At 70.1% G+C, this 26,783-nt stretch carries 18 protein-coding genes and 1 pseudogene; 7 read left to right on the top strand and 12 right to left on the bottom strand.

Annotated features, from left to right (window positions below; translation table 11 throughout):
- Nucleotides 1-2: 2 nt before the first annotated feature.
- The 5 genes from ACIOEW_RS18305 to ACIOEW_RS18285 form a co-directional block, all read right to left on the bottom strand.
- A complete protein-coding gene (locus ACIOEW_RS18305; protein WP_401964636.1) occupies nt 3-1,790 on the bottom strand; it encodes a heparinase II/III family protein in 1,788 nt (595 codons plus the stop codon).
- A complete protein-coding gene (locus ACIOEW_RS18300; protein WP_401964635.1) occupies nt 1,778-2,542 on the bottom strand; it encodes an SDR family NAD(P)-dependent oxidoreductase in 765 nt (254 codons plus the stop codon). The genes ACIOEW_RS18305 and ACIOEW_RS18300 overlap by 13 nt, the downstream gene beginning before the upstream one ends.
- Nucleotides 2,543-2,587: 45 nt before the next feature.
- On the bottom strand, nt 2,588-3,511 hold the full coding sequence (locus ACIOEW_RS18295; RefSeq protein WP_401964633.1) for a carbohydrate ABC transporter permease: 924 nt from the start codon (nt 3,509-3,511) through the stop codon (nt 2,588-2,590).
- On the bottom strand, nt 3,498-4,340 hold the full coding sequence (locus ACIOEW_RS18290; protein WP_401964632.1) for a carbohydrate ABC transporter permease: 843 nt from the start codon (nt 4,338-4,340) through the stop codon (nt 3,498-3,500). The genes ACIOEW_RS18295 and ACIOEW_RS18290 overlap by 14 nt, the downstream gene beginning before the upstream one ends.
- Before the next feature lie 138 nt (nt 4,341-4,478).
- The gene (locus ACIOEW_RS18285) at nt 4,479-5,747 is read right to left on the bottom strand and encodes an ABC transporter substrate-binding protein (protein ID WP_401964630.1); all 1,269 of its coding nucleotides are present in this window, start codon (nt 5,745-5,747) and stop codon (nt 4,479-4,481) included.
- Between the two features lie 226 nt (nt 5,748-5,973).
- Between ACIOEW_RS18285 and ACIOEW_RS18280 the strand changes: the two genes are divergently transcribed.
- Entirely contained in the window at nt 5,974-7,056 is a 1,083-nt protein-coding gene (locus tag ACIOEW_RS18280; RefSeq protein WP_362545730.1) for a LacI family DNA-binding transcriptional regulator, read from the top strand.
- Between the two features lie 135 nt (nt 7,057-7,191).
- Here ACIOEW_RS18280 and ACIOEW_RS18275 read toward each other — a convergent pair whose 3' ends face one another.
- Nucleotides 7,192-8,583 carry an endo-1,4-beta-xylanase gene (locus ACIOEW_RS18275; protein WP_401964628.1) on the bottom strand — a complete coding sequence of 464 codons (1,392 nt, stop codon included), beginning with the start codon at nt 8,581-8,583 and terminating at the stop codon, nt 7,192-7,194.
- A gap of 597 nt (nt 8,584-9,180) precedes the next feature.
- On the opposite strand from ACIOEW_RS18275, the gene ACIOEW_RS18270 reads away from it, so the two are divergent.
- Entirely contained in the window at nt 9,181-9,618 is a 438-nt protein-coding gene (locus ACIOEW_RS18270; RefSeq protein WP_401964627.1) for a VOC family protein, read from the top strand.
- Between the two features lie 249 nt (nt 9,619-9,867).
- Here ACIOEW_RS18270 and ACIOEW_RS18265 read toward each other — a convergent pair whose 3' ends face one another.
- Nucleotides 9,868-10,287: a hypothetical protein gene (locus ACIOEW_RS18265; protein ID WP_401964626.1), complete on the bottom strand. Its 420-nt coding sequence runs from the start codon at nt 10,285-10,287 to the stop codon at nt 9,868-9,870.
- Between the two features lie 511 nt (nt 10,288-10,798).
- Nucleotides 10,799-12,649 (bottom strand): serine hydrolase, encoded by a 1,851-nt coding sequence (locus ACIOEW_RS18260; RefSeq protein WP_401964624.1) that lies wholly within the window; start codon nt 12,647-12,649, stop codon nt 10,799-10,801.
- 182 nt (nt 12,650-12,831) lie between these two features.
- On the opposite strand from ACIOEW_RS18260, the gene ACIOEW_RS18255 reads away from it, so the two are divergent.
- Genes ACIOEW_RS18255 through ACIOEW_RS18245 form a run of 3 tightly spaced genes read left to right on the top strand, consistent with a single transcriptional unit; the run spans nt 12,832 to nt 16,638 of the window.
- Nucleotides 12,832-13,941: an NAD(P)H-dependent flavin oxidoreductase gene (locus ACIOEW_RS18255; RefSeq protein WP_401964623.1), complete on the top strand. Its 1,110-nt coding sequence runs from the start codon at nt 12,832-12,834 to the stop codon at nt 13,939-13,941.
- The gene (locus ACIOEW_RS18250) at nt 13,938-15,479 is read left to right on the top strand and encodes an acyl-CoA synthetase (protein ID WP_401964622.1); all 1,542 of its coding nucleotides are present in this window, start codon (nt 13,938-13,940) and stop codon (nt 15,477-15,479) included. Before ACIOEW_RS18255 ends, ACIOEW_RS18250 begins: the two co-directional genes overlap by 4 nt.
- 52 nt (nt 15,480-15,531) lie before the next feature.
- Nucleotides 15,532-16,638 carry an ionic transporter y4hA gene (locus ACIOEW_RS18245; RefSeq protein ID WP_362545748.1) on the top strand — a complete coding sequence of 369 codons (1,107 nt, stop codon included), beginning with the start codon at nt 15,532-15,534 and terminating at the stop codon, nt 16,636-16,638.
- Between the two features lie 38 nt (nt 16,639-16,676).
- Here the strand turns inward: ACIOEW_RS18245 and ACIOEW_RS18240 are convergent, their stop codons facing one another.
- The gene (locus tag ACIOEW_RS18240) at nt 16,677-19,100 is read right to left on the bottom strand and encodes a penicillin acylase family protein (RefSeq protein ID WP_401964620.1); all 2,424 of its coding nucleotides are present in this window, start codon (nt 19,098-19,100) and stop codon (nt 16,677-16,679) included.
- Between the two features lie 150 nt (nt 19,101-19,250).
- On the opposite strand from ACIOEW_RS18240, the gene ACIOEW_RS18235 reads away from it, so the two are divergent.
- Nucleotides 19,251-20,750, top strand: coding sequence for an acyl-CoA synthetase (locus tag ACIOEW_RS18235; RefSeq protein ID WP_401964619.1), 1,500 nt, complete (start codon nt 19,251-19,253; stop codon nt 20,748-20,750).
- 69 nt (nt 20,751-20,819) lie between these two features.
- Here ACIOEW_RS18235 and ACIOEW_RS18230 read toward each other — a convergent pair whose 3' ends face one another.
- Together ACIOEW_RS18230 and paaK are read right to left on the bottom strand one after the other, a co-directional pair.
- A complete protein-coding gene (locus ACIOEW_RS18230; RefSeq protein WP_401964968.1) occupies nt 20,820-21,584 on the bottom strand; it encodes an SAM-dependent methyltransferase in 765 nt (254 codons plus the stop codon).
- A 189-nt stretch (nt 21,585-21,773) separates the two neighbouring features.
- Nucleotides 21,774-23,064, bottom strand: a pseudogene (gene paaK, locus ACIOEW_RS18225) (phenylacetate--CoA ligase PaaK).
- Between the two features lie 409 nt (nt 23,065-23,473).
- On the opposite strand from paaK, the gene ACIOEW_RS18220 reads away from it, so the two are divergent.
- The gene (locus ACIOEW_RS18220; RefSeq protein ID WP_401964617.1) at nt 23,474-24,997 is read left to right on the top strand and encodes an alpha/beta fold hydrolase; all 1,524 of its coding nucleotides are present in this window, start codon (nt 23,474-23,476) and stop codon (nt 24,995-24,997) included.
- Nucleotides 24,998-25,024: 27 nt separating this feature from the next.
- On the opposite strand, the gene ACIOEW_RS18215 is transcribed toward ACIOEW_RS18220, so the two are convergent.
- On the bottom strand, nt 25,025-26,659 hold the full coding sequence (locus ACIOEW_RS18215) for an FAD-dependent monooxygenase (RefSeq protein WP_362545766.1): 1,635 nt from the start codon (nt 26,657-26,659) through the stop codon (nt 25,025-25,027).
- Nucleotides 26,660-26,783 lie beyond the last annotated feature (124 nt).

The following is a 26,783-nucleotide window of genomic DNA, read 5'->3' as shown; positions in this document are numbered from 1 at the left end:
GGTCAGTCCTCCGTGTGGAACCGCGCGGTACTGCCGTCGGCGAGGCAGACCGTCAGCCCGTCGTCGTCCAGATGTACGTCGGTCACCGCGGGTCCGGCCGATGCGGCCTGGTAGACCGATGCGAACGTGACCCGGTCGGTGTCGGCGGTGAAGTCCACCCGGGTCCTCACGCGTTGCGGATCGTCTGCCGGGCCCGGGCCCGGCCGGCTGACCGGGCGTACCGGCGCATCGGCCCGGTGGGTGTGCCAGCCGTGCAGTGTCTCGTCGCCGTACCAGGTGGTACGCGCCGCGCCCGCCGCCTGCACCTGCACGTCCAGTGCGGTGCCGGGGCGCAACTGTGCGGTGATGCGCCGGGAGTCGTCGGCCGTCACGGTCAGCAGGTCCACCAGATAGCCGTCGCCGGCCGCGATCCGCCGGACCCCGCGCACACCCTCGTACGCCGACGTCACCTCGGCGGTGACCGACCGGTCCCCCGAACCGAGCAGCGCTCCCGCGCACTCCGCCTGTTCCATGCCGTCCACCCGGAACGCGGGATGGGCTTCGGTGGACGCGTACAGATCACGGAACTCGGCGTGGGCGTAGGGCACCTGGCCGGGATCGGGCTGCCACGGCGTGGTGTCCCCGTAGAGATAGAGCGACAGCTTGTCCCGGTGGCCGTGCGAACCGCCGTGCGGGCCGAAGTCCAGCAGGGCGTGGATGCCCGCGACCCGCAGCACCGCGTAGCCGGCTTCGGTGAACAACGTGAGCGCACCGGCCGCGGGGCGCTCCGGCAGCGGCGGGCCGGTGAACCAGCCGCCCAGCTCCCGGTCCAGCCCGTCATCGGCCGGGCCCAGCTCGGCACGGGCCCGGCCGGCCACCGCGTCCAGCGCGGCGGATGGAACCAACTGCTGTGCCAGAGCAGCTAGTTCGAGCCACTCAAGTGCCAGCGGGTCACGCAGATAGGGGCCGTCGTGCAGGGCGGGCAGAATGCCGCCCGGCGTGGCGATCGCCGCCAGGACGTCCGTCATCCCGGCCAGCACACCCACCACATCCGACGGGAGGGTCTGAGGATCGGTGCCCCGCAGCGCCAGCAGCGCCGCACGCAGCACGAACCCGTGGTAGTAGGTGCTGCCCTCCCACTCCCAGCCGTCCTCGGCGACCGCGACGCGCAGATGCGCGTACAGCCCGCTGTCGCCCTCCAGCCACTCCTTGCCGCCTTCCCACTCCCGCCCGCGCGCCGCCGCGGCTCCCTGTCCGGCGGCGGCGCCCGCGGCGTTGAGCCAGGCGGTGTAGTTGGAGGCGAGCTGCCCCTTGCCGACCAGTACGGCGCGGGCGTCGAGTGCGGCCCGTTCCAGAGCGTCGAGCAGCGGCAGCACCCCGGCCAGATCGTCCGTCCCGTGCTCGGCGAGCGTCAGGACCGTGTGCCCGATGTTCACCGCCCAGATCGCGTCGCTCAGCGCCTGGTGGAAGAGCCGGCCGCGCAGCATCCAGTCCTGCGCCTCACCGTGCTGCGCGGCGGCCAGTTCCTCGTACAGAGCGGTGTACTCGACGAGCCTCGCCACAGCTTCGCCGCGCTCCCCGCGGTGGGCGAGCACCCGCAGGTGCCGCGCCCACGCCTGGTGCGACAGCACCAGCCAGGCACCGCGCACCGCCTCGTTGTCCACCCGGCAGCCGTACGCGCAGCGCGCACCGCCCTCGGGAAACGCTCCGGCGAGTGCGTCGCCGTGGTCCAGCTCCATACCGTGGGCCGGGCACACGTACGCGTGCCACCAGCCGCCGCGCTCCCGGGCGATCCGCCTCAACGCGGCCACACGCCACCGTCGATGTCGACCGTGGTGGCCGTGAGGAAGCCGGACGAGGGCGACGCCAGGTGGACGACGGCCGCAGCCACGTCCTCCGGCGTGCCGGCCCGGCCCACCGGGATGCCCGCTTCCATCGCCTGCTGCGCCGCGGGAGCGGTGAACGTGTCGTGGAACGCGGTGCCCTTGATGAAGCCGGGGGCGACGGTGTTGACCGTGATGCCGCTGCCGCCGAGCTCCTTGGCCAGACCCTTGGTGAACCCGCGGATCCCGGCCTTGGCGGCCGCGTAGGCGACCGATCCGGGACCGCCGCCGTTGTGCGCGGCGAGCGACGACATCGTGATGATGCGCCCGGCGGACGACTCCTTCAGATGCGGCAGTGCCGCCCGCACCGTACGGAACGTCGAGGTCAGATTGGTGTCGATGACCTGGTCGAAATGGTCGTCGGACATCTCGGCGATCGTTGCCCGCCCGATCAGATGGCCCGCGTTGCAGACCAGGACGTCCAGTCCGCCGAGGAATCCGGTGGCCTCCTCGACCAAGCGGTCCACCTCGGCCGTCACCGTCGCATCGGCCTGGAACGCCTTGGCCCGGCGGCCCAGCGCCTCGATCGCGGAGACCGTCTTCGCGGCCTCGTCGGCGGAGGAGTGGTAGTGGACGGCGACATCGGCGCCGGCCTCGGCCAGGGCGACGGCGATGGCGCGGCCGATGCCGTGGCCCGCCCCGGTCACCAGCGCGCGGGAACCTTGGAGATCAGCAGACATGGGGGGTAACCCTTTCGATAACCGGCCGTTGAGGACCGGGACCGGTCACTTGAGACCGGCGGTTGCGAAGCCCTGCACGAAGTAGCGCTGGCCGATCAGGAAGAGAATGACCATGGGCAGGGTGGCGAGCGTGGTGCCCGCCATCAGGAAGTGCCACTGGGGACCGTTCTCCGTCCTGAAGACGGAGAGCCCCACCTGGATGACCCGCAGACTGTCCGTCCGGGTCACCAGCAGCGGCCAGAGGAAGTTGTTCCAGGAGGACTCGAAGGTCAGCAGCGCCACCGTGATGAGCGCGGGCTTGACCTGCGGCGTCATGATCCGGGCGTAGATCCGGAACTCGCCCAGACCGTCCAGCCGGGCGGCCTCCTCCAGCTCCACCGGCAGGTCCAGATAGAACTGCCGGAAGAGGAAGACCGCGAACGGGGTGACCGCGCCGGGCACGATGAGCGCCCACCACGTGTCGAGCCAGCCGCTGCCGCCCTGACCGAACAGGTCGTTCCCGCCGGCCAGCGGCATGAAGCGGACGATCAGGAACTCGGGCAGCACCTTCGTGTACGTCGGGATCATCAGCGCCGCGATGAACAGGTAGAAGATGACCTCGCTGCCCCGGAACTTGATCCGGGCCAGCGAATACCCGGCCATCGAGGCGATCACCAGATTGAGCACGGTGTGACTGATCGCGATGATGAAGCTGTTGCGGGCGTACGTGGCGAAGGGAGCGGCCTTCAGCGCCTCGGTGTAGTTGCTGAAGTCCCAGTGCTCCGGCAGCAGTCCGGCGTCCTGCGACGCGATCTCGACCGGTGTCTTGAGCGAGGTCAGCACCATCCAGACGAACGGCACCACCATCAGCAGCGACACGGCGGACAGCGTCACATAGAGCGCGATCCGCCCGAAAGTGACCGGCTTCCCCTTGGCCGTGGGCCGGGGCGGGCGAGCGACGCCGGGCTTGTGCAGCTCAGTTGTGGCCACGGGTACCTCCCATGATCCGCCGGTTGACCAGGGTGAAGCCCATCAGCAGGGCGAACAGCACCAGGGACTGGGCGCAGGCGTAGCCGACGCGGAACTCCCGGAAGGCGGACTTGTAGATCTCGTACGTCATCATCGTGGTGCTGTTGGCCGGTCCACCCTCGGTGAGGATGTAGATCTGGTCGAACGACTGGAACGCGGTGATCATCGAGGTGATGAGCACGAAGAACGTCGCGGGCTTCAGCAGCGGCAGCGTGATGGAGAAGAACTGCCGGGCCTTGGACGCGCCGTCCACCGACGCGGCTTCGTAGAGCTCCTTCGGCAGGGACTGGAGCGCGGCGAGGTAGATGAGCATCTTCATGCCGATGCCCTGCCAGATGCCGACCAGGATCACCGAGGGCAACGCCCAGGTGGTCGACGAGAGCCAGGCCGGGCCGTCGATCCCGACGAACGAGAGAAGGGCGTTGAGCAGCCCGTTGCTCGGGTTGTAGATCCACAGCCAGACCAGGGCGATCGCCACCGTGGCGGTGACCTGCGGCAGGAAGATCGCGGTACGGAAGATGCCGCGCGCCTTCAGGCCCGTGTGCAGGGCGAGTGCCACCAGCAGCCCCAGCATCATGCCGAACGGCACGGTGAAGAAGGTGTAGACGACGGTGTTGACGATGGACTTGCGGAACACCGCGTCGTCCATCATCTCCTTGAAGTTGTCCAGCCCCACGAACTGCGGCGGCGTCAGCACGTCGTACTTCGTGAAGGCCAGGACGACCGAGGCGACCACCGGCAGGCCGATCCAGAGCGCCGCGTGCAGCAGGGCGGGGGCCACCATCAGCATGCCGGCCCGTTGCCGGCGGCGCCCCGGACCCGTCGGGGTCCTGCCGGTCCGCCGCTTGGCGGGCCGGGTCTTCTCAGGCGGGGAAGGCGGCCGCGCGGGCCGTGCCTTCAGTACGGATACAGCTCCCACAGTGGCGCCTCACATCCGGCCGATGGCGGCTTCGGCGAGACGGCCGAGTTCCGCGATGGCGTCCTTCGCGGACTGGTCGCCCACGATCGCGGGCTCCAGCGTCGGCTTGATCTTCTCGCGGATCTCCATCCAGGCCGGGGTGCCGCCCTCCGAGCAGGCGGCGCTCATGTTCTGGAGAGAGAGGTCGACGAACTTGTTCTCCTTCACATAGCTGGTGTTGCTGAGGTCCTTGAGCCCCGGCACCGAGCCGCGCTGCTTCACGGCGCCCAGGATCGACTCCGGGGTCGCGAGATACTGGACCAGCGCACGGGCGGCGGCCGGGTGCTTGGAGCTGGCCGACTGGGTGACGAGGGTGCCGCCCTGGAGCATCGCCGGCTTGCGGTTGGCCAGCACGAACGCACCGAGCTTGTCGTCCTTCAGGAGCTCTGGGTTCTGCAGGCGGACCTGCTCCCACAGGGCGCTGCTCGTCATCATCATCGACGCCTTGCCCGTCTGGACGTTCGCCGGTTCACCGAGTGCCGTCTTCTTGGCGTAGCTGGCGGAGCCGTCCTTGATGAGGTCCTTGAAGAACTGCAGAGCCTCGACACCCCGGTTGTCGGTGAAGAGCACCTTCTTGCCGTCCGCGCTGAACAGCTGACCGCCGTTGGCGAACAGGAAGGTCTCCCAGCACTGGCGCAGATCGATGGAGAACGGGTCGAAACCGATCCGCCCGTCCTTCGTCAGCTGCTTCGCCACGGCCCGCAGCTCGGCCCAGTTGGCGGGGGTCTTCTTGATGCCTGCCTCGGCGAAGTGGTCCTTGCGGTAGACGACGATGCGGGTGTCGAGCACCACCGGCAGTGCGTACAGCTTGCCGTCGTAGCGCGACGGCTCCAGCACACGCTTCTCGTAGTCGTGCGCGGTGGCGAACGTCTCCGGAAGCGGGGCGATCGCCTTCTTGGCGGCGAAGGGCGGGATCCAGCCGACCCCCATCATCAGCACGTCGGGCAGCAGACCGCCGGCCATACCCGTGGTGATCTTCTCGTTGAGCTGCGTGTACGTGGTGTAGTCCACGTTCACCTTGACGTCCGGATACTTCTTCCGGAAGCCTCCGAGGATCTCCTTCTCCAACAGGGTCTTGCCGTTGGCGTTCTCGTAGATCGGGGTGAGCAGCGTGATCTCGCCCTCGGCGGGACCATCGGCGGAGCCTGCGGCAGTGGAGCCGGTGCCGCAGCCGCTGAGCGCGGCCGCAGCCGTTCCGGCACCGATGGTAGCAAGCAGCGACCGTCGTTTGAGTTCCATGGGGCACCCCTTTTGAGGCGGAGGCAGTGGATCGATCCAGCAATGACAACCCGGCCATGGCTGGGAAGTGCTGGTAAATCGATGCACTGAGACTAAGAACGCCTCGTGAGACTCGTCAACAGCTGATGCACAACAATTTTCTGGGAAGTTAACGGGTGTACCGGTGAAGCAAGTTCAGTAAATCGGTACACTAGTGTGGCTGAACACGTTCCGAACCGGAGGTGGCATGAGCGGGGTAACGATCCATCAGGTCGCGGAGGCTGCGGGTGTCTCCGCCAGCACCGTGTCGAACGTCCTCAATGGACGTACGGACCGTATGCAGGCGGCCACCCTGGCCCGCGTGGAGCGGGTGATCGAGCAGCTCAGCTACCGGCCCAACCGTGCGGCGCGCATGCTGCGCACCGGCCGGATCCAGGTCATCGGCCTGATCGTGCCGTCCGTCGCCAACCCCTTCTGGGGGGCGCTGGCCCGGGAGCTGGAGGCCATCGCGCTGGCCGAGGGGTATCACGTACTGCTCTGCAACAGCGAGCGCGATCCGGCCCGGGAGCTCAAGTACGGGGAGGAGCTGCTGGCCGACGGGGTGAGCGGGGTGGTGCTCTGCTCCTCGCTGCCCTCGCTCGAGCATGTGGCCCCGCTGCTCAGCCGCGGTCTGAGGATGGTCGCCTTCGACCGCACCGCCCAGGCGGGCGATCCGCCGTCGCTGGCCTCCATCAGCGTCGACAACGCGATGGGCGCCGAGCTTGCCACCCGCCATCTGCTCGAACTGGGACACCGCAGGCTGGCGTTCGTCTCCGGCTCGGTCAACAGCGTCAACCGTCGCGAGCGGCTGCGCGGATTCCGGGCAGCCCTGGAGTCGGCGGGCCTGGACCCGGCGGACGCGATCGTGTGGCCCGGCGCCGACACCGCGGAGTTCGGTGACAAGGACGCTGCCGAGCTGGGGCGCAACGCCGCCCGGGAGCTGCTGTGCGGACCGCGTCCGCCCACCGCGTTCGTCGCGATCAACGACATGTGCGCGATCGGGATCTGCCGGGGCGCGAAGGACGCCGGCCGCAGCGCCGGGCAGGACGTCTCCGTGGTCGGGTTCGACGACATCCTGCTCGCAGACCTCTTCGAGCCGCCGCTGACCACCGTGCGCCAGCCTCTGCCGGAGATGGCCGCTGAGACGTTTCAGCAGCTGAAGGCCCGCATCGAGTCCGCCCCGGTCGCCGGACGTTCGCTCCTGATCAGGCCGAGGCTCGTGGTCCGGGAGTCGACGGCGCCCGCCCCTGTCGAGGTGGAGTCGCCGGGCGAGGTGCTTGCGCACCGCTGAGCCGCCGGTGCGCGCCGGTGGCGTCGACCGGCCGGGACGCGGACAGCGCGAGGCCACCGCCCCGGAAGCGGTGCCCTCGCGCCGATGGTCACCGGACGTGAGCGGGCGCTGCCGCGCCCCGCGCCCGCCCCTGGGTCAGGACGTGGTGCAGGCGCCGATGGAGGGCGCCGAGGTGTTGCCGTTCGTCATGACGGTGAACCCGAAGGACGTCGAGGCCCCGGCGGCCAGACTGCCGTTGCCGTTGGGCCTCATGGTCATCACATTGCCGCTGCTGTCCCAGGACGGGGTGCCGTTCCAGGTGGTGGTGATCTTCTGGGGCGACGTCACGGTCACCGGAACCGTCCAGGTGCTGATCGCCGAACTGCCCGCCTTGACCGTCACCTGCCCGTTGAAGCGGTCGCCCCAGGTGTTGGTCTTCGTGTAGGTGACCGTGCACGAGCCGGTCCCGCCGCCGTTGTCCCCGCCACCGCCGCTGGTGCCGCCCAGTGCCGCGAGTACGGCGGTGTACGCCGGCTTCTTGCCGTAGTTGTCGTCGAACAGCAGCGGGGTGCCGCTGCTGCGCCACGAGTACTTGTCCGGGATGCCCCATACGGTGATGCCCGCGCAGCGCGACACGGCCAGACAGGCGTTCACGACCTTGGTGTAACTCGCGGCCTGCGCCGACCCCGAGCCCTCGATGTCCAGCTCGGTGATCTGCACGTCGACCCCGAGATCGGCGAAACGCTGCAGATTGGCCTGGTAGTCCGAGGGGACGGGGGAGTTGCTGTTGAAGTGCGACTGGAAGCCGACGCAGTCGATCGGGACACCGCGCTGCTTGAAGTCCTTCACCATGGCGTAGACCGCGTTGCTCTTCGCGTTCTGACCGTCGGTGTTGTAGTCGTTGTAACAGAGCTTGGCCCCGGAGTCCGCGGCCCGTGCGGTACGGAAGGCCTCCTCGATGAAGCCGTTGCCGAGTTTGTCCTGGAAGGGTGAGCTGCGCCGGGCCCCGCTGCTGCCGTCCTGGAAGGCCTCGTTGACGACGTCCCAGGCGTAGATCTTGCCCTTGTAGTGCGCCATCACCTGGTTGATGTGGTTGTTCATCGCCGAGCGCAGGTCGTCGGCGCCGAGCCCGCCGACCCAGCCGGGGAGCTGGGAGTGCCACACCAGCGTGTGACCGCGGAGCTTCATGCCCTTGCCCTGGGCATGGCTGACGATCTGGTCCGCGGAGCCGAAGCTGAAGCTGTTGCGGGAGGCCTCGACGGCATCCCACTTCATCTCGTTCTCCGGCGTCACCATGGTGAACTCGGTGTCCAGGGTGGAGGCGTACGCGGACTCGCCGAGGTGGTTGGCGGCGACGGCGGTGCCGAAGTAGCGGCCCTTGGCGGCGGCGGACGCCCCGAGCGTCGTCGCGGCTTCGGCGGTGCCCGCGAGCGAGAGGACTCCCGCCGCGGCGAGCACGCCGGCCGTGGCGAGCACGCCGGCCCTGCGTGCCCGTGAGAGCGACTTCGGACGTGCGGCTTCGCCGCTGTGCCGTGAATTGACGATCACTTTCCAACACCTTCTTCCGGTCGCCGGGCGGCATGAGCGGGCCGCCCGGACGGGTGAGTGGACCGTGCGCTGAGCGGTCCTCGGCCACGGGGGGACCCGCCGTCCAACGACGGTTCCGTGGCGCGAAGTTGATCGGTGATGCAGGGAGCGAGGGAGAGTATGCGCCCGGCCGGATCGCTCGTCAACGCCACATTTCCGAAATATTTCGACGAGATTAACCGCCTCGTTGTCATCCTCTGTGGCTTTGACCTGCTGGTTTGTTCTCTGATTCACGCCATTCCGTGGGGTGTGGGGGACGCATGCGTACATTCAGCCCTCGGAGTTACGAAAGGATTCCGAATGCTGAACGAGGCGGGAGTGTGTGTCGTCGTGGCAAGTGCAAAACGAGAAGGAGGGCCACCCTTGCTGATCTGGGATTCTTTTGCTCGCATCGGCGAATCAGATGTCCGGTGAATCGATATCGATGGCACAATCGATCGAAATATTTCGACCAGGAAAAGAATCTTGAATCGATTCCGGGGGATTTCCGGGTCCTCCCATGACACGATCGGTTTCCGTGGCCGGCCGGGCAGCCGGATGCACCACCCGGAGGGATTCATGGCGACACGGTGGAGCGTGACGATCGACTGCGCGCACCCCGCGCAACTGGCGGAGTTCTGGGCGCTCGCCCTGGGCTACGCGCAGAAGCCGCCGCCGAAGGGCTTCGGCAGCTGGGAGGAGTGGTTCGCGCACTACGACGTACCGGAGGAGGAGTGGGACGATGGCGCCTACCTGTCGGACCCGGACGGTGAGGGTCCCGCCCTGTCCTTCATGAAGGTGCCCGAGCCGAAGGCGGGGAAGAACCGCCTGCACCTGGATGTGCAGGCGGGTGGCGGCCGCGAGGTGCCGTGGGAGGTGCGGTGGCCGCGCGTGCTGGAGGCGCTGGATCGGCTGACTGCCGCCGGGGCCACGGTCATTCATGAGTACGAGGCTCAGGGCCGGCCCGACCACTACATGATGGCCGACCCGGAAGGCAACGAGTTCTGCCTGCTGTGACGGCCCGGCACGGTGACCCGATCGGGCGGGGCGCGTCGGCCTGGCGCACGGGGGAGATCGCGTGCGGCGGACGACCGCGGACTCGGATCCCACGGCACGACGTCGCAGAAATGCAGACCCCGGGCCCGCCGGGGCCGCTGGGACCCCCGGGCCCGCCGGGGCCGCCGGGTCAGGCGGGGCGCGGTGATGATCCGGCATGGTGAGGCCCGGTCGCATACGGTCGCGGCCGGGCCGGAGCCGGTTGGCTGATCAGGATTCGGGGCAGAGCGTCCTGCGCAGCCCGAAGTTGATGTGACTTCCGTCGTCATCCGTCAGCGTGACGCCGTCGTAGGAGAATCGCTGTGCAGCAACGTGGTCAGGGTTCGTTGCGCCACCTTCGAGGGCCGAGCACTGGTTGCGGGCCGCGTCGATGGCCTTGTCCTCGTCATGGGTGAGGTTTCCGTTGACGTCGTGGATGGCCTCGAGGACGGCGGACCGCTCGGCACCGGTGGGCTCGGGCGGGATGCCGGCGTCTTTGGCGGCGACGCTGTTGTCTGCCGCACTCGACGTCTCGGGCGCGGTGCTCTTGATGGCGCCGGCCTTGCTGTCACTGCCCTTGTCGCCGCTGCAGCCGACGACGGTGACGGCGAGCAGTGCGGCGACGGCCGCGGTTGTGGTGCGGATACGCATGATTCCCCCTGGTGCGTCACGAGTAGGGACATCGTGCGGCCGACGGGGCGCCGGAGCTGCGGCGGTGACAGGGTTGTGACCGGCTGCGGATGTGTTTGAAGCGGTCCGGCTCCCGTGCCGGTCGCTGCCTCCGGGGCGGATCGCCGTGCAAGCCCGAAGGCGTGGCGCGTCCCCACGCGGCCGGCAGTCGGCGGGGCGGGCCCTGCCACCCGAACTGCGCTGTTGCGGCGGTGGGTTCGCCGGTCCAGGCGCTCGGGAACCACATGCCGGATCCGGCGCCGCCGCACGTGACGGCTCACCTTCCCCGAGCGGCTGAGTCGCCCGAGTTCCCGAGCACCCCTGGGCGCGAAACGCTCTTCGGGACGCCTCATCGGGCGTTGCGCGGACTGACGGACTGACGGACTGACGGACTGACGGACTGACGGACTGACGGGCTGACGGGCTGACGGACGGCGGTGCGGGGCGGCCCGCCGCAGTGGCGCGGCCGCCCCGTCCCCTCGCAGCGTGCCGGTCAGTCCGCCGAGGCGGCCCAGCCGTCCGCCTCGATGCGCCGGGCGTCACCCGGTCGCCCCTCGTCGAAGACCGTACGTCTGCCGTCCTCCACCCTGATGGCGTCCACGTACACCCCGCGGCCGACGTACAGCTGATCCGTGGCGTACCGCCAGCGCAGTCGCAACTCCCCGCCGCTCCACTGCGCGAGGTCCGCGTCCAGCCGGTGCCAGACGCGGCCCGACCAGCCGGACACCGAGCCCGCAGGATGCGGTTCGGGCTGCTCCTGACCCTCGCGCGAGTCCGGTTCGGTGGTGAACGGGACCGGCTGCCAGGTGGCTCCGGCGTCCGGCGAGGCCTCCAGGAACAGGAAGTCGGAGCCGGGCTCGGTGTCCCACCACAGTGCGCAACTCAGCCGCGCCCGCGAGGACGCGAGGGTGAGCGGCGGAAGCGCCAGGGTGGCCGAGGATGCGCTTGCCAGACCGGAGAACCATGCCGTACGGCCCCGCGCCGGCCGGACCGCGACCGCCCGGGCCATCTGGTTGGCGGTGGCGACGCGCGGCGCGCTGCCGGAGCGCCAGCTGCGCACCGGGTGGACCGAGTTGCCCAGCACGATCAGGAACGAGTCCGTGGTCGGGTCGAGGACCAGGCTGGTGCCCGTGAATCCGGTGTGGCCCGCCGTGCGCGGTGTGGCCATCGCCCCCATGTACCAGTGCTGGTAGAGCTCGAAGCCGAGGCCGTGCGCGTCACCGGGGAACGCGGTGTTGAAATCGGTGAAGAGCAGGTCCACCGACGCGGCCGAGAGAATTCTCGCGCGGCCGTAGACACCGCCGTTGAGGAGCGTTCGGGCGAGGATCGCCAGGTCCCAGGCGCAGGAGAAGACCCCGGCGTGACCGGCGACACCGTCCAGGCTGTACGCGTTCTCGTCGTGTACCTCGCCCCAGACCAGCCCGCGTTCCAGCCCTGACCAGGGGAGCCGGGCGTCCTCGGTCGCGGCGATCTTCGGCTTCCAGGAGGCCGGCGGGTTGTACCGGGTGCGCTGCATTCCGAGCGGAGCGGTGATCTGTTCGCGGAGCAGTACGTCCTCGGTGCGGCCGGTGATCTTCTCCAGGACCAGTTGGAGCGAGATCAGATTGAGGTCGGAGTAGAGGTACGCCGTGCCGGGCGGGCTCGCCGGCACCTCGTTCCAGAGCAGCTCCAGCTTTCCCTCCCGTGTCGGCGCCTTGTAGAGCGGGATCCAGGCCCGGAAACCCGAGGTGTGCGTGAGCAGCTGACGGATCGTGATGTCCTGCTTGCCGCCGCCGGCGAAGTCGGGGAGATACGAGGCGACGGTCGCCTCCAGTTCCAGCGTGCCGCGCTCGATCTGCTGCACGGCCAGGATCGAGGTGAACAGCTTCGACACCGACGCCAGGTCGAAGACCGTGTCCTCGGCCATGGGGATCTGCTGATCCGCCGGGAACTCCACACCGGTGTCGGTCTTCTCGTCGTACGCCGCGTAGCGGACCGCCTTGCCGATCGGCCGGTGCAGTGCCACCGTCCCGCCCCGTCCCGCGAGCAGTACGGCGCCCGCGTACCAAGGGTGCTTGGGTGAGTCGGCGAGGTATCTCTCCGCCTCGGTGACCAGTCGGTCGAGCGGCTCCTGCAACAGCCCCGCACGGGCGGCCGATCCGCGCCGCAGCGTCGGCCTGTGCCCACCCGTCGGCGTCCCCGCCGCGGTCCCTGCGCTCATGTCCGACGACCCCGCCCCCGACTCCGTGGCAGACGCCACCGCCGCGAACGGAATGGGCGCCAGGGCGAGTGCTCCGCCCAGGGCCAGCATCCCACCGCCCAGCCTCCGCCGGCTGATGCCCCCGCCCGTCGTGTCCTCGGTCATCCGGAACCCCTTCCCCATGCCTGAAAGTAACTTTCGAAATATTGTCCGAGTGTGAAACTTCCTGCCGAACCAGAGGGTACTGTCACCCTCCGCCGTCCCGTAGGCCCCGGAGTCACAAAGAATCTGACACTGCATCAGAAAATCTCTTCCCTCGTCCGTCGGACTGCGGCATCCTGCCGCCCATGGAGACGGAGCTGAGTCAAAAACTGGGGATCGAGCACGCCATCTTCGGCTTCACGCCGTTCCCGGCGGTGGCCGCGGCCATCACCCGGGCCGGTGGATTCGGCGTACTCGGCGCGGTCCGCTACACCGCCCCCGACGACCTCGCACGCGACCTCGACTGGATGCAGGAACACACGGACGGCAAGCCCTACGGCCTCGACGTCGTCATGCCCGCCAAGAAGGTGGAGGGTGTGAGCGAGGCCGATGTGGAGGCGATGATCCCGCCGGGCCACCGGCAGTTCGTCCAGGAGACCCTCGCCAAACACGGCGTCCCCGAACTCGCCGAGGGCGAGGCATCGGGCTGGCGCATCACGGGCTGGATGGAGGAAGTCGCCCGCAACCAGCTCGACGTGGCGTTCGGCTACCCCATCAAGCTCCTCGCCAACGCGCTGGGCTCACCGCCCGCCGACGTCATCGCCCGCGCCCACGGCCAGGACGTCCTCGTCGCTGCCCTCGCCGGAAGCGCCCGGCACGCCCGGCACCACGCGGACGCGGGCATCGACGTCGTCGTCGCCCAGGGATACGAGGCGGGCGGCCACACCGGCGAGATCGCCTCCATGGTGCTGGTCCCGGACGTCGTCGACGCCGTCGGCCCGCTGCCCGTCCTCGCCGCGGGCGGCATCGGCAGCGGCGAACAGATCGCCGCCGGACTCGCCCTGGGCGCCCAGGGCGTCTGGCTCGGCTCCCTCTGGCTCACCACCGAGGAGGCGGACCTGCACTCCCGGGCGCTGACCGCCAAACTCCTCGCCGCGGGCTCCGGCGACACGGTTCGCTCCCGCGCCCTCACCGGCAAACCCGCGCGGCAGCTCCGTACCGAATGGACCGACGCCTGGGACGACCCGTCGGGACCCGGCACCCTGCCCATGCCACTCCAGGGACTCCTGGTCGCCGAGGCCGTCTCCCGTATCCAGAAGTACGAGACGGGCGCCCTGCTCGGCACCCCCGTCGGCCAGATCGTCGGCCGGATGAACACCGAACGCAGTGTGCAGGCCGTCTTCGACGACCTGACCCGGGGCTTCGAACGAGCCGTCGACCGGATCAACCGCATCGCCGGACGGAGCGCCTCATGAACCAGCCGCCCAACGGCTTCTGGGCCCAGGCCACCGCCGACCCCGACCGCCCGGTCCTGGTCGCACCCGACGGCGGGACATGGACGGCGGGACGGCTGCACGCCGAGGCCAACCGCATGGTCCACGGCCTTCGCGCGGCCGGCCTCGAAGAGGGCGACGCCTTCGCCGTCGTCCTGCCCAACGGCGTCGAGTTCCTCACCGCCTACCTCGCCGCCTCCCAGGCCGGCTTCTACCTCGTCCCCGTCAACCACCACCTCGTCGGGCCCGAGATCGCCTGGATCGTCTCCGACTCCGGCGCCAAGGTGCTCATCGCCCACGAGCGCTTCACCGAGGCCGCGACCGCCGCCGCCGACGAGGCGAAACTGCCCGCGAGCCATCGCTACGGGGTCGGTGCGGCCGACGGCTTCCGCCCGTACGCCGAACTGCTGGAGAACCGGCCGGTCTCGCCTCCGGAGGGGCGCACGCTCGGCTGGGTCATGAACTACACCTCCGGCACCACCGGCCGCCCACGCGGCATCCGCCGGCCACTGCCTGGAAAGCTCCCCGAGGAGAGTTACCTCGGAGGCTTCCTCGGCATCTTCGGCATCAAACCGTTCGACGGCAACGTCCATCTGGTCTGCTCACCGCTCTACCACACCGCCGTGCTGCAGTTCGCGGGCGCAGCCCTGCACATCGGCCACCCGCTCGTCCTGATGGACAAGTGGTCGCCCGAGGACATGCTGCGGGCGATGGACACGCACCGCTGCACCCACACGCACATGGTCCCGACCCAGTTCCATCGCCTCCTCGCCCTCCCCGACGAGGTCCGGCAGCGGTACGACGTCTCGGCGATGCGTCACGCCATCCACGGCGCGGCCCCCTGCCCCGACCACGTCAAACGGGCCATGATCGACTGGTGGGGGCGTTGCGTCGAGGAGTACTACGCGGCCAGTGAGGGCGGCGGCGCCTTCGCCACCGCCGACGACTGGCTGAAGAAGCCGGGCACCGTCGGCCGGGCCTGGCCCATCAGCCAACTCGCGGTCTTCGACGACGACGGCAACCGGCTCGGACCGGGCGAGCTGGGCACCGTCTACATGAAGATGAGCACCGGCGGCTTCAGCTACCACAAGGACGAGGGCAAGACGAGGAAGAACCGCATCGGCGACTTCTTCACCGTCGGAGACCTCGGGATCCTGGACGAGGACGGCTACCTCTTCCTCCGCGACCGCAAGATCGACATGATCATCTCGGGCGGGGTGAACATCTACCCCGCCGAGATCGAGAGCGCCCTGCTCACCCACCCCGCCGTCGCCGACGCCGCGGTCTTCGGCATCCCGCACGCCGACTGGGGCGAGGAGGTCAGAGCCGTCGTCGAAGCCGCCGAGGGGCATGAGGCGGGCGACGAGCTCGCCGCGGAGATCCTCGGCCACTGCGCCGGGCTGCTCGCCGGGTACAAACGACCCAAGACGCTCGGCTTCATCACGACGATGCCCCGCGACCCCAACGGCAAGCTGTACAAACGGCGGTTGCGCGAACCGTACTGGGAGGGGCACCTGTAGGAGGGTCCGGCCCACCGCGCGGGCCCCGGCCGGTTCTGGCAGCGTATGGCCCATGAACGCGAGCGCGACGATCCGGTCACTGGCGACCCGGTGGACCGTGGTCGTGCCGCTGGTCGCCGCGCTCGCGCTGGTGTTCAGCTGGGGGCGCGAGCTGCCGCCGTTCGCCGTCGCGGTGGTCGCGCTCTGCCTCGCCGGGGCCGTCCTGGCCGCCGTGCATCACGCCGAGGTGATCGCCCACCGTGTCGGTGAGCCGTTCGGCTCGCTCGTCCTGGCCGTCGCCGTGACCGTGATCGAGGTGGCGCTCATCGTCACCCTCATGGTGGACGGCGGTCCCAAGACGTCCGCGCTGGCGCGGGACACCGTCTTCGCAGCGGTGATGATCACCTGCAACGGCATCGTAGGCCTCTCGTTGCTGGTGGGGGCGGTCCGCACCCGCGTGGTCGTCTTCAACGCGGAGGGCTCCGGCGCCGCCCTCGCGACCGTGGCGACGCTCGCCACGCTCAGCCTGGTGCTGCCCACCTTCACCATCGGCAAGGAAGGGCCCGAGTTCTCGTCCGCCCAGCTCACCTTCGCCGCCGTCGCCTCCTTGTTCCTGTACGGCCTGTTCGTCGCCGTGCAGACCGTCAGGCACCGCGAGTACTTCCTCCCGCTCACCCAGGACGGACAGCTCAAACAGGAGGACCACCGGGCGTCGCTGCCCGGAAGGGGAGCCACCGCGCTCAGCCTCACCATGCTGCTCGTGGCCCTGGTCGCCGTGGTCGGCGACGCGAAGGCCGTCTCGCCGGCCATCGAGTCCGGGGTGGAGGCAGCCGGTATGCCGCAGGCCGTCGTGGGTGTCGTCATCGCGCTGCTGGTGCTCCTGCCGGAGACCCTGGCCGCCGTACGGGCGGCACGCCGCGAGCGCATCCAGACCAGCCTCAACCTGGCGCTCGGCTCGGCGATGGCCAGCATCGGCCTGACGATCCCGGCCATCGCGCTTGCCTCGATCTGGCTGTCCGGACCGCTCCACCTCGGGCTGAGCGCCACCCATATGGTGCTGCTCGCGCTGACCGTGGTGGTCGGCGCGCTCACCGTCGTACCGGGGCGCGCCACCCTGCTCCAGGGCGGCGTGCACCTGTCGATCTTCGCCGCGTTCGTCTTCCTCGCGATCAGCCCCTGACCGCGGAGGCTCAGGGGCTGACCGCGGGCCGGAAGCCGCTACCGGCGCTCGCGCACCCGTACCACCTCGAGCGCGGGCGAACGCGCGATGTCCTTCTCGCAGAACCGGGACGTCACCCAGTGCTCACCCGAGTACAGCTCGGTCTGATCGCTGGAGTGGGCGGACGCCGGATTCGACGACTGCGCGTACGTGAGCAGGGTGCGCGCCACCGGACACGGACCGCCGTCCCAGCCGACCGCCTGGATGTAGCTGGAGCCGGTCGAGACGTCCGTGTACCCGCCCGCTGCCGCGTCCCACACGCCCTCGGTCTTGTTCCAGATGCCCAGGGACTCCGTGCCGCCGCCGACCGGGATGCGCCGCTCGCCCCGCAGCACCGACTGGTGCTCACCCAGCGGCGCGTCCAGTGCGATGCCCGCAGCCCTCAGCTCGGCCACCGTGTCGGCGAGGGCCGCGAGGACGCGCGGCGCCGAGGTGTTGAGCGTGTTCGGCGTACCCACCGGGTCGGCGGGGGAGAACGGCACCTTCCACAGCTCGGCCGCCGGCACGGCCACCGCCCTGCGCCAGAACCGGTCGAAGAGCAGCGCGCCCCGGCTTCCCGTGTCGGTCTTCCGGTCCCAGTCGCGCAGCACCGGGCAGGCCGCCGACACATCGACCGGCGTGCCGGTGCTTTCGGGTGTCGTGCCACCTGGCAGCGCCGCACAGACGCGTGCCAGATCGGACGCGGCCAGGTCACCGGCCGGCGCCCGGTTCGCGAACTGCTGACGCTGCAGATCGGCGACGGTCAGCCGGCCGCCGTCCGCCATCGCGGAAACGTCCTCGACAGCGCCCCGGGTCCGCATGGAGCGCGGTGTGGCGACCGTCCCGAAGACGCGTTCGTAACCGGTCAGCGGAGCATCGGCGTTCGTCAGCCAGGCGCTGTCGTTGGAGTTCTCGACGTACGGCGCGTTCTCCACGGTCGGCATCCGGCCCGGGCCGAAGATCCCGGGCTGTACCGCGTCCGGGTCCGACCCCGGTGCGCAGTCGCTCCGCGAGCCGTCCAGCACGGCGAGTCCGGACGTGGGGTACGTGGCCTTGCCCAACGGTGTCGAGCACCGCTGCGCGAGGTCGTCCGTGATCCTCGGCAGCACCTGCGACTGCGAGAACAGCGTGTGCCCGGAGGAGTCCGCGGCGATCGTGTTGACCCACGGCAGCCCTTGCGTACGGCGCAGCGACTCCTTGATCCCGGCCGTACTGCGAGCCTTGCTGAAGCCGAGTGCGGTGTCGCCCGAGCGCAGGTTCACGGCATTGGGATCGCCCAGCGCGTACGCGGCCGTCCGCGTCCACGGCAGTGGCAGCCCCGCCCCGAGTGAGGTGACGACCGGTCCGTAGCGGGTCCACCACTGCGTGCGCGTCACGTCCGCGCCGCCCTCGACCGCGACGGAGACCGTGCGCTTCGTCATGCGGTGCGGAGTTCCGTCCACCAGATACACGGTCGGATCGGCCGGATCGAGGGTCAGCTGATGCAGGTTGAGGGTGACGCCCGTCGCCACCGTATGGCTCCACGCGACGTCGGCGTTGTGCCCGATCGACATGGTCGCCGAGCCCAGCAGCGAACCGCCCGCCACGTTCAGTTCACCGGGGATCGTCTGCTGGGACTGCCAGAACCGGCGCCCGCCCTGCCAGGGATAGTGCGGGTTGCCGAGCAGCAGCCCGCGTCCGTTGGCCGTCGTACTGCCGCGGAACGCCACGGCGTTGGACCCCATGTCCGCGTTCTGCGTCGAAAGCAGCCGTGCCGCCGCGTCCGCCGCCTCGTCGGGGGACGGCGCGGGCGCCGGGGGAGCGGGTGCCGGTGCGACGGCGGGCGGCTGCGCGGCCGTGATGCCGTCGATGCCGCGCCCCTGACCGCCGAGTACGGAGAGGGCGAAGGCGCGCTCGGCGACATCGAGCGTGGTCACCGGGCGCACCCAGCGGGCGCCCCGGCAGGCCGGGTCGGTGATCCGGTTCTGTTTCAGCCAGGCGTTGTAGCCCGCCGCCCAGCCGCGCTGCAGTTCCTTCACCGCACGGCTGGGTCCGGCCGGGGCCGGCACCTTCAGCAGCTTCTCCACGGTGTGGCTGTCGCGAATCCCGCGGAAGTACAGATCGCTGGAGAGATTCTTCGTCGCCGAGGACAGCGAACCGTCCGGCGCCGCGTCCGGTCCGAAGTACCGGGACCGCTCCCCGCGCAGCGTGACGAAGCCGTCGGCGAGCGTGCACACCTGGTCGGCGGCCTGCGCCCAGCCGTTGCCGAAGCCCAGGCCGGCGTAGTCCTTCGCCACGATGTGCGGAATGCCGTACTCGGTGTAGCGGATCACGGCGGAGAGCCCGCCGCCCGACGGATGGTGGGTGCGGGTGGTGAGCGCCGAGGCCGGCGGCAGGGACGCCGACACGGTGAACAGCGCGAGACCGGATACGGCGAGAATCCTCAGACGGTTCCGGAGGGGCAACGGTCCTCCCAACTCTGCGGGTGCGAAAGACGGTTACTCAGGAGTTCGAGATGTCATGGGCAACTCAGCCAGCAGTCCTGTGCGTCTGTCAACATCCCGGCCGGTATCCAGACCCTTGACCGCGGGGCCCCGGCCGCACAGGATCACGCCATGACCGGTGTACGCAGCAGCACAGTCGACGGCGTCGTGACCCGCAGCGCACGGCGCACCCCCGAGCGCACCGCCCTGCGGTACGCCGGCCGGGCCTGGACCTACCGCGGGCTGGACGAGGCGGTCAGTACCGCGGCCGCCGTCCTCATGGACAGCCACGGACTGCGCCCGGGGGACCGGGTCGCCTCCTACGCCCACAACTCCGACGCGTACCTGATCGCCTTTCTCGCCTGCGCCCGTGCCGGACTGGTCCATGTACCGGTCAACCAGAACCTCACCGGTGAGGACCTCGCGTACATCCTGAGCCAGTCCGGCAGCGCACTGGTCCTCACCGACCCGGACCTTGCCGGCCGCGTCCCGCAGGGGTATGCCGTACGGCCGCTCCGCGACGCCGACGGCTCCCTCCTGGCCGAACTCGGCACCCCGCGCCCCTTCGCGTCCGTGCACGAACCGGCCGCGGACGACCTCGTCCAGTTGCTGTACACCTCCGGCACCACGGCCCTGCCCAAGGGCGCGATGATGACGCACGGCGCCCTCGTCCACGAGTACGTCAGCGCCGTCACCGCCCTCGATCTGCGCGTCACCGACCGTCCCGTGCACGCCCTGCCCCTCTACCACTCCGCGCAGATGCACGTGTTCCTGCTGCCCTACCTCGCGGTCGGCGCCGAGAACACGGTGCTGGACGCCCCCGACGCCGGCCGGATCTTCGACCTCGTCGAGTCGGGACAGGCCGACAGCCTCTTCGCCCCGCCCACCGTCTGGATCGGCCTGGCCAACCACCCCGACTTCGCGGTCCGTGACCTCGGGGGCCTGCGGAAGGCGTACTACGGGGCGTCGATCATGCCTGTCCCGGTGCTGGAACGCCTCCGCGAACGCCTTCCGGCACTTGCCTTTTACAACTGCTTCGGCCAGAGCGAGATCGGCCCCCTCGCCACCGTCCTCGGACCGGACGAGCACGAGGGCCGGATGGACTCCTGCGGCCGGCCCGTCCTCTTCGTCGAGGCCAAGATCGTCGACGAGAACGGCAAGGACGTCCCCGACGGCACGGCCGGCGAGGTGGTCTACCGCTCGCCCCAGCTGTGCAGCGGCTACTGGGAGAAGCCGCAGGAGAGCGCCGAGGCGTTCCGTGACGGCTGGTTCCACTCCGGCGACCTCGCCGTACGCGACCCGGAGGGGTACTTCACGGTCGTCGACCGCGTGAAGGACGTCATCAACTCAGGCGGAGTCCTCGTCGCCTCCCGGCAGGTCGAGGACGCCCTCTACACCCATCCCGCCGTCGCCGAGGCGGCGGTCATCGGGCTGCCCGATGAGCGCTGGATCGAGGCCGTCACCGCCGTCGTCGTCCTGCGCGGGGAGGCGACCGAGGCCGAACTGATCGGCCACGCCCGCGACAGGATCGCCCACTTCAAGGCCCCGAAGAGGGTGGTGTTCGTGGACGGGCTCCCGCGCAACGCCAGCGGAAAGATCCTCAAGAGGGAGCTCCGCGACCGCTTCGCCTGAGTTCGCGGGGGCCTGACGGCCTTCCCGGTGACAGGGGACGGGCTCACTCCCTGTCGAAGGGAAGGGCCGTTACCCGCGGACGCGGGCGACACCGGCGTGGAAGCTGTCGGTGGCATTCCTGCTCCCCTGGACAGCCGCGCCCTGATGCCAGCGAGGGGCCGTGACCAGGCCCGGATCAACCAGGTCGAGCCCGTCGAAGAACCGTGCGACCTCCGGCCGTGTCCGGGGCCGCAAGGCGATGCCGCTCGACCTGTACTCGTCGGTCCTGTCCTGCTCGGGGGAGAGGAAGTCCTTGGTGAAGTGCGAAAGCACCAGGCAGCTGCCGGTGGGCAGCGCGTCGAGGAGCGTGCGGGTGATGCCGTAGGGGTCGTCCTCGTCGGGAACGAAGTGCATGAGGGCGATGAGGGACAGCACCACGGGCCGGTCGAAGTCCAGCACGGTCCTGGCGTGGCCGAGGATCTTCCCGGGCTCGCGCACGTCGGCTTCCAGGTAGTCGGTGGCGCCTTCCGGTGTGCTGACGAGCAGCGCCTCGGCATGTCGCAGCACGACCGGGTCGTTGTCCGTGTAGACCACCCGGGCCGCCGGGTTGATCTCCTGGACGATCTGATGGAGGTTCGGCCGGGTCGGAATGCCCGTCCCGATGTCGAGGAACTGGTCGATGCCCGTACGCGCCGCCCAGCCGGCCGCCCGGTGCATGAAGGCCCGGTTCTGCGCGACGGCGTCCTTCGCTTCGGGCGGCATCTGCTCGCCGAGCGCCTGGTCGACCGGGTAGTGGTCCTTGCCGCCCAGCAGGTAGTCGTAGACGCGCGCCGGGTGCGGCCTGCTGGTGTCGATCCGAGCCTCCCTTGGCCGGGCCTGGCGTCATGGCGAACTCCAGGTCTTCGGTACGGGAGAACGTTCAGAACGGGGCAGCACGCGGCCGGTCACATCCCCTCTGCACCCCATGGCCACCCCGACGCATCCTGCCACAGCAACCAAGTTGACCCCAGGGTCAGTTGAGGCTGCCGCCGGATCGGACGGCGGTCAACTGCCCGGCCGTTCCCGCTCGTCCACGATCCTCCGGAACTTTCCGACCGACCTCTCCAGCGTCTCCGGATCGAGGATCTCCACCCCGACCGAGACCCCGATCCCGTCCTTGACTGCCGCGGCGACCGACGCGGCCGCCGCCGCGCGCTGCTCCGGAGTCGCCCCGGCCCGCGCCTCCGCCCGCACCGTCAGGACGTCCAGCCGGCCCTCGCGGGTCAGCCGGAGCTGGAAGTGCGGCGACACCCCGGGCGTACGGAGCACGATCTCCTCGATCTGGGTGGGGAAGAGGTTCACCCCGCGCAGGATGACCAGATCGTCGCCCGGTGACCTTCTCCATACGCCGGAAAACGCGGGCCGTACCCGGCAGCAGCCGGGTCAGATCCCGGGTCCGGTAGCGGATCACCGGCATGGCCTCCTTGGTGAGCGAGGTGAACACCAGCTCACCCTCCGCCCCCTCGGGCAGCACTTCACCGGTGAACGGGTCGACCACCTCGGGATAGAAGTGGTCCTCCCAGATGTGCAGCCCGTCCTTGGTCTCCACGCACTCCTGCGCGACGCCCGGGCCCATCACCTCGGACAGCCCGTAGATGTCGACCGCGTCGATCGCGAAACGCTCCTCGATCTCGCGGCGCATCTCCTCCGTCCACGGCTCGGCCCCGAAGATCCCCACCTTCAGCGACGTCGTCCGCGGATCGACGCCCTGCCGCTCGAACTCGTCGAGCAGCGTCAGCATGTACGACGGCGTCACCATGATGATCTCGGGCCGGAAGTCCTGGATCAGCTGGACCTGCCGGGCCGTCATGCCGCCCGAGGCCGGAATGACCGTGCAGCCGAGCCGCTCCGCCCCGTAGTGCGCGCCCAGCCCGCCGGTGAAAAGGCCGTACCCGTAAGCGACATGGACCTTCTGCCCGGGGCGTCCGCCGGCCGCCCTGATCGAGCGGGCCACCACGTCCGCCCAGGTGTCCAGATCCTTCTCGGTGTAGCCGACGACCGTCGGGCGGCCGGTCGTCCCGCTGGAGGCGTGAATCCGCCGCACCTGCTCCTCGGGCACCGCGAACATCCCGAACGGATAGTTGTCGCGAAGATCGGCCTTGGTGGTGAACGGGAACCGGGCCAGGTCGGCGAGGGAGCGGCAGTCGTCCGGATGCAGCCCCGCCCGGTCGAACGCCGTCCGGTAGTGGCCGACCCGGTCGTACGCATGGCGCAGTGTGGCCCGCAGCCGCTCCAGCTGGAGCGCCTCCAGCTCCTCGCGGTCCATCCGTTCCGCTGCGTCCAGCAGAGCCGTCATGCGGATCTCCCTCTTCCCGTGCAGTCGACCGATCATTCGGTCGTTCCTTCCGGGAGCAGTAATTCAGGATCTTCCACCGGGTGGCAAGAGGGGCGACGCATGTCGTGCGCACCGCCCCGCCGGGAGCACGGCTCGCTACGCCTCCGCGGCCTCGTGCCGTACACAAGCCAGCCAGCCAGCCAGCCAGCCAGCCAGCCGGCCGTCCCGTTCCCGGGCCGCGGCACAGTGGCGCGGAGGATCGCGGGAGGACGCATCCGCCGGCGCGACGATCGGCTCTCCGTTGGAGCGCGGCTCCCGGGCGCTCACATCCGACCCGATGCACCGCACCCGACGGGTGCCGTCCCGCATCGCGGACACGCCCGTACCGAACACAGCTGCATCACCCGGTCGGCCCTGTTTGGATGGGTCCATGCCGACTTTCCGTACGTACGACGGGACCGAGCTCGCCTATCACGTCATGGGGGAGGGCGTACCGCTGATCTGCCTGCCCGGCGGCGCGATGAGAGCCGGTGCCTACCTCGGAGACCTCGGCGGACTCTCCGCCGTACGGCAGCTGGTCGTCCTCGATCTGCGCGGGACGGGGGGCTCCGCCGTGCCGGACGACGTCTCCACCTACCGGTGTGACCGGCTTGTCGAGGACGTCGAGGCGCTGCGCCGGCACCTGGACCTCGAACGCATCGATCTGCTCGCCCATTCGGCGGCAGGGAACCTTGCCGCGCTCTACGCCGCGCGCCACCCGCGGGCGCTGCGCAGTCTCATCCTTGTCGCCCCCGGCACACAGGCCACCGGATTCGCCTTCGTGGAACGCGAGGCCCGGGAGGCCGCCGCCCTGCGCAGCTCGGAACCCTGGTACGCGCAGGCGCTCCCGGCTCTGGAGGAGATCTGGGCGGGGCATCTCACGGACGAACTGCGCGCCGCCGCAAGGCCGTTCCTCTACGGACGCTGGGACGCGGCCGCGCAGGCACACGCCGCCCTCTCCGCGGTGCAGATCAACGCCGAAGCGGCACGGGGCCATTACGGGCCGGGAGCATTCGATCCGCCCGCGACGGTCGCGGCCCTGCGTGAGTTCCCGGCCCCGGTGCTCGTCCTCGCCGGTGAGTACGACGGCGTGACCACGCCCGACCGTGCTGCCGAACTGGCGGCGCTCTTCCCGGAGTCGGAGTTCGCCGTGCAACGCGGCGCCGGACACTTCCCCTGGCTGGACGACCCGGGGGCGTTCGTCCGTACCCTCACCGCATTTCTGGACCCGGACGTGCACAGCGTCCAGGCCGGCGGGATCCGGCTCGCCTACCGGGTGTGGGGCGACCCGTCCGCACCGCCCGTCGTCCTCGCCCACGGACGCTGCGGCGACAGTGCCACCTGGACCACCGTCGCCGAACGCCTCGCAGCCCGTCACCGGGTGTACGCCTTGGACTTCCGCGGCCACGGGCTCAGCGACTGGACCGGCCGCTACTCCTTCGAGCTGTTCCGCGACGACCTGCACGCCTTCCTGGAGGCCCGCAACCTTTCCGGTGCCACGGTCGTCGGGCACTCCATGGGCGGCGCCGCGGCCTATCTGCTCGCAGGGCGGCAGCCCGGACTCATCGGCCGCCTCGTCATCGAGGAGGCGCCGCCCCCGTTCCCGCTCGACCCGCCCCGAACACCCGTCGAACACCCCGGCGGGGAACTGGACTTCGACTGGCCCGTCGTGCCCTCCATCAACGCCCAGCTCAACGAACCCGATCCGCAGGGCCACGAACGCCTCGGCGAGATCACCGCGCCCACGCTCGTGATCGGCGGCGGGCCCAGGAGCCAGATCGTCCAGGAGGACCTCGCCCGGATGGCCCGGCAGATCCCCGGCTCCCGGCTCGTCACCATCGACGCGGGCCATCTCGTGCACACCGAACGACCGGAGGAGTTCCTCGCCGCCCTCCGGTCGTTCGGTGTCGGCTGAGCCCGCGGAGCCGGCCCCGACGCGGCGTCAGTCCCGGCGCAGCAACGCCACCATGACCTCGTGCAGCGCCGCTTCGGCGTCCTCGACGCCCGACGTCGCACGCCAGGCGACGAACCCGTCGGGACGCACCAGCACGGCGCCCTCGGCGCTCGTCCCGTGCGCCTCGGCCCAGTCGGCACCGGCTTCCGGCTCCAGATCGCCACCCGGTCCTGTGCCGATCCCGAAGGCGTCGAGCCGCGCCCCCAGCCGGTCGCCGACCCGCGCGGCCGCCTGCCGCCACGCCACGTCCGCAGCGTCGGTCAGCAGGACGAACGACCGCTCGTACAGATCCAGCGTGGAGATCCGCTCCCCGGCCCGGCGCACCCACAAGTGCGGTGCCCTGCTGCCCGGTTCACCCGTCAGCTGCACACCCTCGGGTACTACGGGCCGGTCAGGGCCGATACCCAGCACAGCGCCGTCCACATAGCGGTAGCCCAGCGCCACGTTCAGCATCCCGCCCCGCTTCCCGCCGCCCACGGTCGGCGGCGCCGCGTAACCCGGGTGGCTGTGCTCACCGGAACGCGCCGAGGCCCGCTCGCTCGTCGCCCGCGCCACGGGCCGCCGCTCCGCCTCGTACGTGTCCAGCAGACCCGGACCTGCCTCACCGCGCAGCACAGCCGCGAGCTTCCACGCCAGGTTGTGCGCATCCTGGATGCCGGTGTTGGAGCCGAACGCCCCCGTGGGCGACATCTCGTGCGCCGAGTCGCCGGCGAGGAACACCCGGCCCCGGGCGTAGCGGTCGGCCACCCGCTCGGCCGCATGCCACGGCGCCTTGCCGGTGATCTCGACGTCGATGTCCGGCGCTCCGACAGCCTTGCGGATGTGTGCCGCGCACCGCTCGTCCGTGAAGTCCTCCAGGGTCTCGCCCCTGCCCGGCTGCCACGGCGCGTGGAACACCCACTCCCGCTCGTTGTCCACCGGCAGCAGCGCACCGTCGGCCTCCGGATTGGTCAGGTAGCACACGATGAAGCGCCGGTCGCCCAGCACATCGGCCAGCCCGCGGGAGCGGAAGGTGATGCTCACGTTGTGGAACAGGTCACCCGCACCCGAACGGCCGATACGCAGCTGCTCGCGGATCGGGCTGCGCGGGCCGTCGGCGGCGATCAGATAGTCCGCCCGCACCGTGGTGTGCTCACCCGTCTCCCGGTTCTTCAGGGCCGCCCGTACGCCGGACCCGTCCGGGTCGAACGAGAGCAGCTCGGTGGAGAACCGCAGGTCGCCGCCCTGTTCGCGGGCCCGGTCCAGGAGGACGGGTTCCAGGTCGTTCTGACTGCACAGGCACCAGCCGCTCGGGCTGAAGCGGGCCAGTGCGCCACCCGGGTCGATTTCCTTGAACAGCCACTCCTGGTCGTCGCCGGTCAGTGAACCGGCTTGCAGAATGCCGTGGTTCTCCGCCAGGACCGAAGCCGCCGCCCGGATCTGCGGCTCCACCCCGGCCCGGCGGAAGATCTCCATCGTGCGGACGTTGTTTCCACGGCCGCGCGGATGCGTCGAGGTGGCGGCGTGCTTCTCGACCAGCAGGTGCTCGACGCCGAGCCGGCCGAGGAAGAGGGATGCGGACAGCCCCACCAGCGAGCCGCCCACGATGAGGACCGGTACTTGGACGTCGACGTTCTCGTTCATGAGTCGCTCCAGCTCGGACGTCGTACAGATGCAGTGTTCATGCCCTTGTCGGAGCCCCGTCGGAGCGGTTCGGACGCCCGCTCACCTGAACGGTTCATAAATCTCGCGTCAGCCGGACCAGCGT

The organism is Streptomyces sp. NPDC087901, assembly GCF_044742205.1.
Lineage (GTDB): Bacteria > Actinomycetota > Actinomycetes > Streptomycetales > Streptomycetaceae > Streptomyces.
The sequence above is the reverse complement of the archived record's forward strand: the minus strand, read 5'-3'. Positions and strand labels throughout refer to the sequence as shown.